The organism is Myroides sp. LJL119, from assembly GCF_054871605.1.
This window is the reverse complement of the sequence record NZ_JBTXLO010000002.1, coordinates 427,595-441,658: the sequence shown is the minus strand read 5'-3', so window position 1 is coordinate 441,658 and position 14,064 is coordinate 427,595. Positions and strand designations below refer to the sequence as shown.

Genomic DNA, 14,064 nt, shown 5'->3' with positions numbered 1-14,064 from the left:
AATCCAATTTTTTTGGTTAAACATTCTCTATTAAATTAGTGGCTTGATCCACGCGTAGATCGGTTTCTTGTATTATTTTATCATAAAAAATATTCAGATCGGCATTTTTCAAGTTGTCTTTAATTTGTATTAATAACTGTTTTATACTTAGTTGTATCTTAATAATTTCCTTTAAAAATTCTCTATCGTATGCATCGAAATAGTTTTGCTCTAGCTTATCTATGGTAAGGTGCTTTGTACTTCGATGAAATATTCTCTCTTGCTTGGTTTGACTAATAATAGATGCCATTTCATCTTGTAAGCCTTTAAACTCCGTTAGCATATTTTCTGCAAAATCCACTATATCTTGATTTTTAGTTTTCTGTTTTACCATATCGGTATAATACAACTGGGTGTTTAATAAAATACTTAAATCAGTGGTTAACGAATCATTGTACACCGGGTCATACTCTTTGGTAAAATCAACACCAGAACTATCCTCAGGCATGTTTACCTCTTGCTTGTATAATACCACAGCGGGTGGGTTTTGTTTTTTACACGATCCGAAAAAAGATAGCATAAACAATAGGGCAAAAAAAACTAGAACTAATGGTAATTTATTAAATAGCTTCATAATCTTTGGTTTTAAAAAGTGGCCTATTTTGGCATTAGTATAAAAAGACAAATTGGAGAGTTTACCTTAATAAGCCACTTTGATTTTCTAATCATAGCAATTTTTAGAATTAATAGATCTATTTCCCTAATTCACATAGTAACTAAATCAATAATTAATGTTTTTTGTAAAAGGCTACCGGGCATGTATTAACTTATAGCTTTGTTTATATCCCTTTTAAACACAAAGCTTTATTTTTAAAACAACTATACCCTAACCACCGGGGCACACTACCTAGTATTTTCTTGTCTAATTTTTAAATCTCTATTTGATGATTTACTCAACCTAAGCTGGAACACCTTTTTTAAAAATCACCCAAAGACAGATTTTTACTCTCTCTGGCTTTCTTATCTATGTAGTATACCGCTTTAATTACATGTATTTTATTACCCTTACAGATCTACTATTTTTGATTTGTTGTTTAGTGTATTTTTTGAATTTCCTTTTTTATTTGTAGTGCTGTGGCAATGGCAAATTTTTAAATAATTAACAAAATACTAGCTGTCTAATTTGTCACATTTACTTCTAATTAGCTCAATTACTGTGCAAGAAATAATTCTTAAAAAATTATAAAAAAATCAAATATCACCTCAAAACTCACTCTCTTAAGGCATATACAGTGAGATACGAGCAATTTAATCATACTTTAATTTATTAGCCATATTTTTATCACTTAAACACAATTAAAACAACAAACATAAAAAATAAACAATAATTTAATATAATTTATAAATTATAACCCACGCATAAATGTTAAATAAAAACACAAACGCTATAAAAAGCCTTAAAAACAACATAACAATCTATATATCAGTACATTATATGTTTTTAACCAAATTTTATATAATTTTTATTACTGTGATCAATCAATAAAACTAACTGGGGAAAACTTACACAGATTGAGTATTAAATACACTAAACGACACTTTAAAATACTTTTATTAAAATTTTATTTGTTTTAAATAAAATAAAAAACTTTTTTACATTATTGATTTTCAAAATATTGCATTTTTTAAGAATTTAACCTGCGTCTTTACAGGAACTAAAAGGAATCTATATGCCAAATATTTTTAGCTATAAAACAGCTCGTATAAAAGTTGTAATTCTCCCCCTTAATCCCCTGGTTTACCCTTAACTAATCAAGGCATGGTAAATAGCCTAAAAAAAACGGTAAACCACTACTTGGTTGTCTTATCTTTTTTAACGAAAAGCTCTTTTGAATTATTGTTTTATTTTAATATCTATTTCTGGGTAAAACTCTTTTTGAGTCTTTTTTGTAACTCCCAGTACTAAATAAATAATTGAATTTAAAAAAGGATTTTTTTCTTTTTTGAAAATCCTACCTATTACTGGTTTCAAGGCTAGTTTATAGCCTAATTTGGTGACTTATTGGTTAGACTGTAATTAAAATAACTTTGGTTTTACAAGGGAAATTTAATTGTTAATCTTTTTGAGTTATTTTTTTCTAGTACAGATTTTGATACTTCTATAAATAGATTACCCTTTTAAAGATAGCATCTTGGAATTACTCTCGTATTTTAACCTAAGGGGTTGTTCTATAGATTAAGTTACAAAACAGGTTTTGTTCTTTTTTTTAAAATCCAATGGATTTACTCCCTATAGATAAAAAAAGTCTTTTTGGTATATACCAGACAAAATAGATTCTAAACCAAGTTTACAAATCTATTTATACAAAAAAATATGATCCTCTTTAAAACAACACCCTACGGGTTTTGTATAACACACCTAGTTTGTTGTTTAACTCGCCTTACAAGAAGATCTACCGTATAGTTGTAGATTAAAAAACCCCGATAATATTAGTAGGATTCTTTAGTAATTACTCAAAAAAGGATTTTACGGTAATTATTTGATAAAAGCACTTTTTTAAAGCTTTTATTAAACAAAAAAATCAATGCTAACCCTTTAAAATTTTTATTATGAAAGATATATTTTGGACATTAGTTTTTATCCTACTCATAGGGTGGGTAGTCGGCTTTTTTGGTTTTGCCCAAGTGGTTGGGGGAGCCATTCATATTTTACTGGTTCTTTTAGTTATTCTTGTGGTAATTCGCCTTATTCAAGCCATAGGTGACAAAAAACAATAATTAGGGCCTGATTTGCTTTATTTTTTTTTAATTAAACAGCAGACTAGAGTTTGCTATAACTTGCAACTTAAACTCACCCAATACAAGAATCTCAAATTTGTTTGCTAGCTAATCTCTATACAACTACTGCTTTTAAAAGCTATTGTTTCTGTTTTTAGAATTGTTTAAAAAAAATGGGATAAAACAGACTTTTAAAGATCCCCAATGAAAGCTTTAAAAAAAACTTTAATAATTAACTTTAAAATAAGAACAACATGGAAAAAAAACAAATTATGAAAATCGGAAAAATCCTCTGCTGTACGGCTATAGCATTGACAGCTATTGCAGTTTTGGTAAATAAAAAATGTTGTGATACCCAAACTAACTTACAACAAGGTAAAGAAACTTAGTTATTTCTAAAATTCTATTAAGCTAGTATTCACGCAAATCAAATCAAGATGACACACACAATTGACCTAAAAGACGATGCTTCAAGGGAGCTAGATAATTTATTTACCGATAGTTTAAGGAATCTTTTTTCTGCAAAAAACGCCTTTTTAATTGAGCTTGAAAAAAGTAATAATCTAGCTAGCTCACCCAATTTAAAGCATGCAATTCAAAAAGAGTATAATAATATCCAACTAGAAATAGCTAGTTTACAGCGACTTTTCGACTTTTTAAATCACAACCAAAAGCAAAATCTGCCTGTTAATTCCTTTGTGTTTTGCGCCGCTTTACAATATATGGACAACAACGTGGTACAATCACCCTATTTAAAAGATGCACAGATTATACAGTTTTGTAATATGATACTACATTATCAAATTGCCTCTTACCAAAGCTTGCTTGTGTATAGTGATTTTTTAAAAAAACCAAAGTCCTCTGAGTTACTTACCCAAATACTAGATCAAAAAAAATTAATGCAAAAATGCTTTTCAAAACTAGCTCTATCCGAGCTTTTTATTGCTAAATAAGCCATTGCAAAAATTATTGGATTGGTCTTTTAACTAAAAGTCATCGCTCTGGATTTAAGTATGTAATACTTTTTTAGATTTATAGAGAAAATAAAAACAATATTAATCCCAAAAACACAAATTATGAACAAATTAGAATTAGAAGGAAAATGGAATCGCATAAAAGGAGCTTTTAAACAAAAGTATGGCCAGTGGTTTGATGATGAAAAACTATTTGCTGAAGGTAAATTTGATGAAGTCCTTGGAAAGCTACAAGAAAAAAGCGGAAAAACACGCCAAGAAATAGAAAAGGAAATTCAAAATTGGAAAGAAGACTAATAAAACTTTAGCTTACTTCACCTACTTTGTTTAAAGGACCAGAAAATTGCATAATTACAATGTAATTATAAATATAAAAACAGGCTATTTTTTTATAGTCTGTTTTTAGTATTTAAAACATATACCAATAAACACTTACCATATGGGGTATTTATTAAACTCACCTACTATTTATTTCTACTTACCATAAAATGGTCCCATTAAAAAGGCAAGTGCATTGGTATACTAACTAACTTCAGTATTTATTTATGGCATTAATTCTATTTGTCTTGTATATAACACCCATGTAACTTGGCTAATGTTACTTCGATCATATCAAGAACCTTACTACTGACTTTTGTGGGTTAAAAACTTACTGTTTTTATAAACAGGCTTTCACCTAAAAAATCTGCATGCAATAAAAACAATTACTTACACTTGTTTTTAAGTAGCTATGACTTTCTTGGTTAGGCCTGTAACTATAAAAAAGAGAGTTTACTGAATTGTTTTTTTAATACACAGGGCATTTATAAAAAATACCCTGTGCTTAAAAAGCAACATACAAGATAACAGGACAGTTATTATACAACACTTATAATAAATAAGCCCCTCACTAATCAAGATAATTATTGTAGTTGACCTCTTTAGGTAGATAAATTCAATACCACCTATAGATAATCGGCAATTACATCCTGCATCAAAGTAGTTGACCTTTCCAATAATAGAGACAGGGAATTATCAGTTGAAAAAAGGGCCCCTTTTTTAGCTTTGGTATCACAATCCACAATAATACCCGCAAGCTCTATAGGGACCCCTTGACTTACTAGAATTTTGGCATAAACTACTGGTCTTAAATCTACATAAGGGATATCCATTTTGGCTTGTCTAGATACCTCTGCTGCAAATTCCTTTAGTGTAAAGGGGTAATCTCCGGCTAATTCATAAATTTTATTATTATGCCCCTCACAGGTTAATACCATAGCTGCAGCTTGGGCAAAATCTGCTCGAGAGGCCCCTGAAATCAATGCGTTTTTAGCACAACCTATAAACACACCTGTACGAAGGGAGTTATCAATAAACATGGCATAATTCTCGATATAAAAACCATTCCTTAAAATGGTATAAGGTATCTCACTAAGGATAATTTCATGTTCGGTGGCTCGGTGTTCACTAGCCATTGCTAATTCAGAGCTCGAAGCGTGTAAAATACTGGTATACACAATTCTTTTTACCCCGGATAGTTTCGCTGCGAAAATAACGTTCTTATGTTGAGCAGCACGAAGACCTATTTCATTTGAACTTATTAAAAACAGGACATCCACCCCTTGTAAACCTTCCATCAATTCGGTGGGTTTGTTATAATCAAAAGCTCTTGTTGTTACTTGTAAATCAGCTATTTTTTTTGGATTACGAGCCAAGGCAATAATATTGTCTTTATCGATAATTTTCTTTAAATACTGAATGGTGAGTCTTCCTAATTGTCCACTGGCTGCGCTAACTGCTATCTTATTCATATTGAAAGATTTATATTCAAACATTTTTTAACTTCGGCTTATTTTTACACCGCTGGTAAAAAAATAAACTACTTAATTTATTTGCTTGCTAAAAACACAACTAAAGGATTAAAAAACCTAGAGGTAAACTGTTTTTATAAAAGCAGAAATATTTTATTCTTTTAACCTGTAACAAAGCTACAGCACTTTGATTGCTAATAAATGATGATTATAGGCAGTTTTATGAAGGTTTTATTCTTTTTTGAATTTTTGTCTAAATTCTAAAGGAGTACACTGATTATGCTTTTTAAAATAACTCACAAAATAGGTCGCTTCCTCAAAACCTAAATAGAAGCTAATTTCTTTGATTGATATATCACTATTTGCTAAAAGTCTTTTAGCCTCAAGTACTATTCTTTGATCAATAACTTGCTTAATGGTTTTACCTAGAACTTTTGTGGTAGCAAGATTTAACATCTTTGGGGTAACTCCCAACTGATTAGCATAATGTAAAACATGGTGTTCTTTTAAATAACCAGCCTCTAAGTTTTGATAAAATCGCATTACCAAATCCGTCTGTAGGTCATTATAAGAAGTCACCCCGATAGAGTCTGCTTCTCTTTGACAGTGATACAAAAAATTGTGTAACAAGTTCTTTAGTACAAACCGTTTTAGATAATCCTCTGGCTTTTCCAATTCTTGCTCGAGTTGTTTTACTAAAGCCCCGAAACTTTTCATCTTTTGAGCATCTTGCCTTATTACAACAGGCATATTGGGATTAAAGAGCTTATTGAAATTTAAAAAAAGAAAATCTTTTTTATCCTTTACAAAAAAGGATTCGGAGAATAAAATTGCTATTCCTTGCAGGGTACTATTTTTATCAGGAGCAAATTGCTGAATGATATGTTTGTGGAAAAACACAATAGAATTAAATTTCATTCTAACGGTTTTAAACTCCACCATATGACTCTCCTCTCCTTGTTCTAAAAGTACAATAACGTAAATTTCAACATTAACCGGGGAGCTTAAAATAGTATTAGCTCGTTGAAATAATTCTTGTAAATCCACTATTTCTATTTCGTGTACAAGTCCATGTTTTAATTGAAAACTTTTAATTTGCTGGGGTCTCATTGAAGCATTTTTTGATTTTCCTTTCTTTAAAGAGAAATATTAATGAATTACAAAATAAAAAAAACACATCTAAATGATTTATTAAATAACAAAAATTTAATAAAAACACTTAAATGAGTATTTTAATTAAAAATAGTCACCTTTCTCAAAAGGTACTATTTGTATTTACCATCCTTTTACATAATGTACTAGAAAACTCAAAGTCATCCAGAAAATATTTATAAAACACATATAAATAATAGGTTTAACTTTATAAGAAGCCTAAAGAATTTTTTAAAACCATATTTGATAAAATAAGCTAAATAATACCATATAGTTTAAACTAAAGTAAAAATAGAAACAAAGTAAAAAGCTAGCGGATATCAATACAAAATCATGCTAACTTAACCAGTTACTTTGACAATTACCCTAAAGGTTTTCCTGTTTTTCCTTCACCCTAACTCGTTATTCTATAACCCTTAGAATTTCTATAACACTTGGAATTTCTATAGCAATAGGGTTAAAACAAGACAAGGCAAATTATAAAGCGATAAACGCAATACAACTTACCTTGATTTGTTTAGTAGTCTTTAAAATGGAGAAAAACTACCATTCAAAAATTAAAAGCGAAGTGAAAAAAAAAACAAACAAATTATATTAAACTTAAAGTAAAACAACAATAAATTCACTTCTTCTATTTAATTGATGATCCTTTTGACTGCAAGATTTTTGCTTGTTGCACTTAACAACAGGTTCCCTTTGCCCAAGACCAACTGCCTGTACTCTATCAGGGGCAATTCCTTGGCTTACAATCCAATTTTTTGTTGCTTGTGCTCGTTTGCAAGACAAGAGTTCATTATAAGCCTGATCTCCAATATTATCTGTATGAGATCGAATCTGAATCACCATAGTAGGAATCTGATTTAAAACCTGTACTACTTTAGATAACTCTACAGATGCTTGTGGAGTAATAAGATAACTATCAAATTCAAAAAATATTGGTTTGAGATTCAGCTGTTTAAACAAATCATCATCTTGCTTGACAGGTATTACCGAACGATCTAGTTGCAGGTTTATTACGTCTTTTGAACTGCTAACAAACTTCTCATAATCGTTATAAAATTCATTTTGTATGTAAATTCTGTATTTCTTATCACAGGGCAAATCTTTAGTTTGAAAATAGCCCCTTTCATCGGTTTGTATCTGTTGAACTAAATCACCTTCTTTTTCATAGATTGACACCATAACACTTTTAAGTAGCATATCATTGTCTTTTTCTTTGACAACTCCTTTAATAGGTTCCCAGCATGGTATTTGTTCAAATAAATAGATATTATCGGTCGAGTTCACCGATTCCCTATTAGAGCTCACCAGACCGTTTTTGGAGTCACTATTGTAATAAATAGCAAAATCATCTGCATTACTATTAATAGGCTGGCCTATGTTTACAACCCCACCAAAGGTGTTATCTGGATTAATTTTAACCCGAAACACATCCAACCCTCCAAGCCCTGGATGCCCATCGGAGCTAAAGTATAGATAATTGTCTTTAGATATAAATCCGAAAACCTCTCTCCCGGGCGTATTTATTTGGTTTCCTAAATTCTGAGGTATCCCATAAGTCCCATCTTGATGAATCTGAACTCTATATAGATCAGAACTACCAATACTTGAAGGTTTATCAGAGCTAAAGTACAGCCATTTTTGATCAACAGACAAAGCTGGGTGTGCACAATTATAGCTATCCGAGTTAAAGGGTAACTCCACTACTTCACCCCAAGTGCCATCATCTTGTCGGCTGGCTTTAAATATCTTTAACAACGAAGTGTTTTGCTTATCCAAAGCTGGTTTACCGTTTTTCTTAGCATTATTGCTAGTAAAGTAAATAGTTTTTTGGTCCTGTGTAAACACTCCACTAGCATCATTTAACTCCGAGTCTAATTCAGGCATAAACAGTCTTGGCTGTGAAAAATCACCCTGTGGACTAATTTGTGAAATATATAGACTCGAATAAGCTTGGTTGGTCCAAGGGTTTAAATCCTTTTTCAAGGCCGAATTGGTAGCCCTAGACGAGGTAAAAACAATCCCATCTTGATAAACAACTCCTCCATAGTCCGAATAGGGACTATTTATATCCAAGACTTTTACTTGATATTCTTGTTTTTGATTTAATAATTTTTCGATATAATTCGGGTCTTTTACAAATAGTAAAGAGCGCAGATCATCTTTTTGTAAATTTGCAAACTCTTGCATAACAAGCCTTGCTTTATCGTATTTTTGTGTAGCTTTTAAACTCTGAGCATATCTATAATAATACTCAGGCTGAATTAAGGCTAGGTTCTTACCAGGGTATTGATGCTCAAATAAGCTTTGATACCATTTACTGGCCTGATCGTATTTGGCATTAAAATAATAGGAATCCCCTAGTTTTTCTAATATCTGTTGGTTTATCTGACCTTGTTCAATAGCCTTTTCGTAGAGTTGGATTGCATCAATTAGAGCATAATTCTCATATTTCTGATCCGCCTTTTGGTGCTTGTTAACCTGGGCGTAACCACAAAGGCTTGCTGTGGCAAAAAAAACAACCAACAATCCAAATTGTTTTAAGTAATGATTTATTTTCATAGCAGCTTTTTTAAAAGAAACGCGGTGTATTAATCCTTTTATTGGAGTTAAACAATTCAAATCTTAAAAAGATTTCATGCGATCCTGAGTTGTAATGAGCCAACTTGGTTGTCTCAAAATCATACGAATAACCTATGAAAATATTTTGATTTACTTGAAAACCTGCCAGGGCACTTAAAGCACTATCCCAACGATAACCAGCTCCTAAGGTGAATTTTTCATTAAACAGTACATTGGCCGATAAATCCACTTGCAGGGGCGCTCCTTGAACAGTCTTTAACAAAAATGCTGGCTTTAATTTAATATTGTAATTAATATCAAACACATAACCTCCCATTAAATAAAAGTGCATCTTCTCACGCATGGTGGTGATTTGATTATCATCATAAGCTGTAGTACTCAAAAATTGTGGTACCGAAGCTCCTAGATACATTTTATCGGAATATAAATATAATCCTGCCCCAATATTGGGAGTAAATTTATTGCTTATGTTATTTTGGGTAAACGGATCACTTTGATCATATATATGTAGCCTTGAATAATCCACATTTAGCATATTTGCAGATGCTTTAAGTCCAAAGGCCAAATGATAATCATAACCTATATTTATACTATATCCTAGATTTAAAGAAACCGTATTTTCATCCATTGCCCCTAAACGATCATTGGTATAATTCACCCCTAAAGCAAGACCATTATTAGAAATAGGACTTGAAAGAGCCAAATTAGTGGTCTTAGGTGCCCCTTGTAAACCAACCCATTGGGTACGATAAACACCAAAAATAGAAAGTACATCTTTACTGGCCACATAACCTGGGTTAATTTGACTCGTATTATACATATATTGGGTGTATTGTGGATCTTGCTGGGCATGAATATTTTGGAAACTGCCTACAAAAAGTAGGCATATTCCCAGTAATTTTATTTTATTATAAATTCTCATTAGATAATTTTATTAATTTGATTCCAGGTGTAGGTAACCTGCTTTTTTAACGGGTCTACTTCCCGTTTTATCTTTATATTCATAGTTTAGAATATAGTAGTATGTACCCGAGGGTAACTTCTGAACAGAACCAAGTTTTCCACCAGTGTTGGAATAGCCATTAAAAACATTTGAATTACTATCGTAATTCGTGGTTGAATATACTTTTGTTCCCCAACGATTAAATATCTCCACAGAGTTGTTTTCAAATCGTTGGATATTATCTATTTTAAAGTAATCGTTTTTACCATCTGCATGAGTAGACACGAAGTTATATATCACTACATCTCCCTCTAACAACCATTGTTTTTTAACTGTAGCCAGGGTAAAGACACCAAAATCTTGAATACTGGTTGGAATTGTAACAGTCTTGTTTTGTAAATCAACAATTCCACCTTGGTCTACCCATAGTTTCTGTTTCTGATCCCATTTAACCACATGAAGGTCCTCTAGGTTATCTTGTAAAATAGGTTGTGCAGTAGTGGAATCACTCCAACTAAGAGTAAGAACAACTCCTTGTTTACTATTTTTATTACTTGCCTCTACAATCCAATACTCTGTATCATTAAGGGTATTTATAACCCCTGACAATTGATTGTTTTCTAAGAAAAAGGCCTTGTCATCCAAGATATATTTACTTTGATAGATATCTGTTTTACTCAAAGGTGAGCTAATACTAGCTCCTCTATAATTCCCTTTGTCACCAGTTGGAAAACTAAAATCTTGATTCCCAATTTTTTCAACAAATCCTTGAACGTGTCCCTTATCATGTACTGTTTTTACAACCGCGGAATTCTCCAGGGTTAACATTCCCTTTAGGGAGTCAACCCTGACAATTCCATTTTGAAAATCAACCGAATTAAAAACTCGCCACTCACTTTGCAATTCAAAACTACTTTCAGGAGATTCTCCTTGAAAAACAACATCGTAAAAATCCGTTGTACCAAGACCAGAAATTATCTGTTTCTGTCCTTGATTTACTGGATTAAACACAGCCAAGGCGCTGGTTTTACCAGTAGAATGGTAATATAAATTATCGTTGTTAAAGTCACTGTAATAAATTGTTTTACCATCGTTTTTAACAACAGCTTGTTCCTTGTTTGAAAAATCATATAGACTAGACAATGTACTTTGCTGTCCAACACTTAGGGTTCCAAGGTTGACAAATATGGCTTGCTCTTGACAAAACGCTGTGCAACTAGCAAACAAACTTCCTATAAAAATTAGCTTATTTCTCATACTATAGAACTCTTTGATATACGTTAGAATTACTAATAACTTGCAATACGCCATCTATTAGTACAATGGTACAGGTAGGACAATCCGGATCTACACCCGGGTGGCCTGGTGTGTTTGGATCAACTGGGTTTGGATCCACCGACATAACACTATAGACGGTTTTATCGTTTTCTTCAGCCGTAAACCTAGCTATGTTGTAAACCGCACCACGCTGGATATCCTCAAGGGTAACCAATTTATCTGCTTTGTAAAGCCATGTTTCTCCAACATCTAAAATATTATTATTGTTTGTATCTCCTTGTAGGGGATTCGTTAGAGTTACTCCTAAAAGGTTATCGGTTATAACAACATTTCGCAAGGGTTTCTCCCCAATATTAGAAGCTTTAAAAGTAAAAGTTATTCGTTGGCCCACATAAGCATCTCTAGGCAAATCAGATTGTATTAACTCACCTTGTTTGGTAAACTCTACAAGGCTATTTCCTTGTAATTCAACAAAAGTACAACTGGAACACTCCGGATTAAACCCAGGATCCGATGGAAGCTCAGGTTGAGCAGAACGCGATATATTACTAAATGTAAAGCCGGATTCACCCATAGCGGTAACAGTGGCAAGATTATAGACTCCTTGTCTATCTATATCATCTCTTGTTATTGGATATACCCCATAAAATCCACTATAAACTTCATTTGGTTTTAATTCAACAAGTAAAGGTTGATCCCATTTTATTTCAGATAACTTGGGATCTTCTATATTTATATTAGATAATACCTGGTTGGTTTTGTTGGTTAATGTAAAACGATATATAATTTGATCTCCAAGATCTATACGTCCATTTTTGTTAGTATCTTGATACTCACCATATTTTATGAGTTCTAATTCTCCTTGAGGATACATCGCACACAACTCTTGAATTTCAGGTGTATCTTCGAAATTAAAGTAAGTATAATAATCACTAAGTCCGGGAGTAAGACCCGTCCCCATACTACCATAGGATCGGTGACCAGCATAACCATACCTGGTACTGTTTTCATCTATTGCCATACTAAGAGATCCACCCATGTAAATTGCAGTAATCTTACGTCCTTGGGTGCCAAATGGTTTTGTTAAATGCGAAGCATAAAGAATATCAAGTGGCAAACCGAGTTTACCATATTTGTTCATACCTACTGTCCACACCTCTCCGTTTTTTTGGACTGCTCCAAAACTTGGGGCACCATTACCGGTATTTCCAGTACTTCCATTAATGAAAACAATATCTGTGAAATTTTCACCTTTAGTTGTCTTTATAGGAGTCCACGAGAGAAAATCATTGTAATTATCTCCTTGACTTAACTGCCCGTAACCATTAGACCCTAATGCATATACTATCCCACTTGCCTGATCTAAAACATAGTAACTAGTTTGTACAAAATTATTACTAACCAAAGGTTTACCATGACCTCCAGAGGTTATCATGGCTATTTTGCCAACTAAAGGCGGTTTTTTCATCAAATAAGCTCTATTTGCAGCAAAAGCAATAGAACCTGCTCCAGTGAAAACATGGTCCCCCCAAGTATATAATTCATCATCATTGGTTAGTGCATAAGCATAATTAATACCTAAATCTAGGGATTTAACACCTGTTAAAGGTGTATTATCCATTTTTAAAACCTTGTGCCATCTGTCTCCATAAGTTGAAGGCACGGACACAGATTCCGGGTTACCTTTTAAATTAAAGTTATTGGTATAAATATATACCTCTCCTTTATTAGTTACCATAGCAACAACATTAACTGAGGCTCTTAGAAATTTAATATCTTTTGGCTCCAATTCAGAAGGCCAGTACTTTACCTTTGTAAAAAAAGGCTCGCCTTGCTCACCTGTTAAAGCGCTAAACATACCATATACACCAACTCTTCTGTTTGCATCAATAATTGCCTCACCCCAAGTGTAAAGTCCTTTGGTTGTTAACAAATAGTGCCCTCCAGAATCTCCTCCAACAGTTGCGTGTAAGGGAGCTCCTTCATAATTATATCCTTTAGAAGGAACAATTTGTGTAGGAGTATGATTATAAGAACTTCCTTTTGGACCTGTTAAAGGACCCCAAATTTGAAATCCTGTTTTTGTCTTAACCAAAGTGGCATAACTTGCAATTGCAAAATCAGGTGTAGCATTACCACATAGATCTCCATAATCTCTGATTATTTCAACCTTGTGTGTGGATAGGGTTGTTGAACCCTCGCGAAGTATAGCAGCTAATTCTAAATGCCCCTCTACTTTCACAAGAAAATTCACTTTACCAACCTTAGTCTCCCCGGGTTGTAAACTACCGGCATTCCAAAGATTTACTTGACTAGATATCCCAGCATCACTGGATATTACATCAAAACCAGCGTTATAGTTTATCTGTACTTGTAGATTATTAAGCACAACAGATGATTCATTGCGAATTACAAAATCTACCATAAGAGGTTCATCGATCTTAGCATAAAGTGTTTCTGGAAAAATATTCACAGAAACTCCTTGCGTACTTTGCAGTACAGATGATCCAAATGTCATCTGAACTACAAAGAATACTACTAAGACTAATTTACTTCTGATATAATTTAAAAAATTTATTTGCTTCAT

At 32.5% G+C, this 14,064-nt stretch carries 10 protein-coding genes; 3 read left to right on the top strand and 7 right to left on the bottom strand.

Annotated elements, in window-relative coordinates; translation table 11 throughout:
* Window positions 1-16: 16 nt before the first annotated feature.
* On the bottom strand, window positions 17-613 hold the full coding sequence (locus tag ACYSNV_RS04775) for a DUF4142 domain-containing protein (RefSeq protein ID WP_461761425.1): 597 nt from the start codon (window positions 611-613) through the stop codon (window positions 17-19).
* Window positions 614-2,589: 1,976 nt separating this feature from the next.
* Between ACYSNV_RS04775 and ACYSNV_RS04770 the strand changes: the two genes are divergently transcribed.
* The 3 genes from ACYSNV_RS04770 (at window position 2,590) to ACYSNV_RS04760 (ending at window position 4,028) form a co-directional block, all read left to right on the top strand.
* The gene (locus ACYSNV_RS04770; protein ID WP_461761424.1) at window positions 2,590-2,757 is read left to right on the top strand and encodes a lmo0937 family membrane protein; all 168 of its coding nucleotides are present in this window, start codon (window positions 2,590-2,592) and stop codon (window positions 2,755-2,757) included.
* A 437-nt stretch (window positions 2,758-3,194) separates the two neighbouring features.
* Window positions 3,195-3,710, top strand: a complete 516-nt coding sequence (locus ACYSNV_RS04765; protein WP_461761423.1) for a DUF892 family protein — start codon at window positions 3,195-3,197, stop codon at window positions 3,708-3,710.
* Window positions 3,711-3,833: 123 nt separating this feature from the next.
* Window positions 3,834-4,028 (top strand): CsbD family protein, encoded by a 195-nt coding sequence (locus tag ACYSNV_RS04760; RefSeq protein ID WP_461761422.1) that lies wholly within the window; start codon window positions 3,834-3,836, stop codon window positions 4,026-4,028.
* 647 nt (window positions 4,029-4,675) lie between these two features.
* Here the strand turns inward: ACYSNV_RS04760 and ACYSNV_RS04755 are convergent.
* The 6 genes from ACYSNV_RS04755 to ACYSNV_RS04730 form a co-directional block, all read right to left on the bottom strand.
* A complete protein-coding gene (locus ACYSNV_RS04755) occupies window positions 4,676-5,521 on the bottom strand; it encodes an SDR family oxidoreductase (RefSeq protein WP_461761421.1) in 846 nt (281 codons plus the stop codon).
* Between the two features lie 231 nt (window positions 5,522-5,752).
* Window positions 5,753-6,631: a helix-turn-helix domain-containing protein gene (locus ACYSNV_RS04750; protein ID WP_461761420.1), complete on the bottom strand. Its 879-nt coding sequence runs from the start codon at window positions 6,629-6,631 to the stop codon at window positions 5,753-5,755.
* A 642-nt stretch (window positions 6,632-7,273) separates the two neighbouring features.
* Window positions 7,274-9,235 (bottom strand): OmpA family protein, encoded by a 1,962-nt coding sequence (locus ACYSNV_RS04745; RefSeq protein ID WP_461761419.1) that lies wholly within the window; start codon window positions 9,233-9,235, stop codon window positions 7,274-7,276.
* A 10-nt stretch (window positions 9,236-9,245) separates the two neighbouring features.
* A complete protein-coding gene (locus tag ACYSNV_RS04740) occupies window positions 9,246-10,178 on the bottom strand; it encodes a PorP/SprF family type IX secretion system membrane protein (protein ID WP_461761418.1) in 933 nt (310 codons plus the stop codon).
* Window positions 10,179-10,190: 12 nt separating this feature from the next.
* Window positions 10,191-11,456 carry a gliding motility-associated C-terminal domain-containing protein gene (locus ACYSNV_RS04735; RefSeq protein WP_461761417.1) on the bottom strand — a complete coding sequence of 422 codons (1,266 nt, stop codon included), beginning with the start codon at window positions 11,454-11,456 and terminating at the stop codon, window positions 10,191-10,193.
* 1 nt (window position 11,457) lies between these two features.
* The gene (locus tag ACYSNV_RS04730; RefSeq protein WP_461761416.1) at window positions 11,458-14,064 is read right to left on the bottom strand and encodes a DUF7507 domain-containing protein; all 2,607 of its coding nucleotides are present in this window, start codon (window positions 14,062-14,064) and stop codon (window positions 11,458-11,460) included.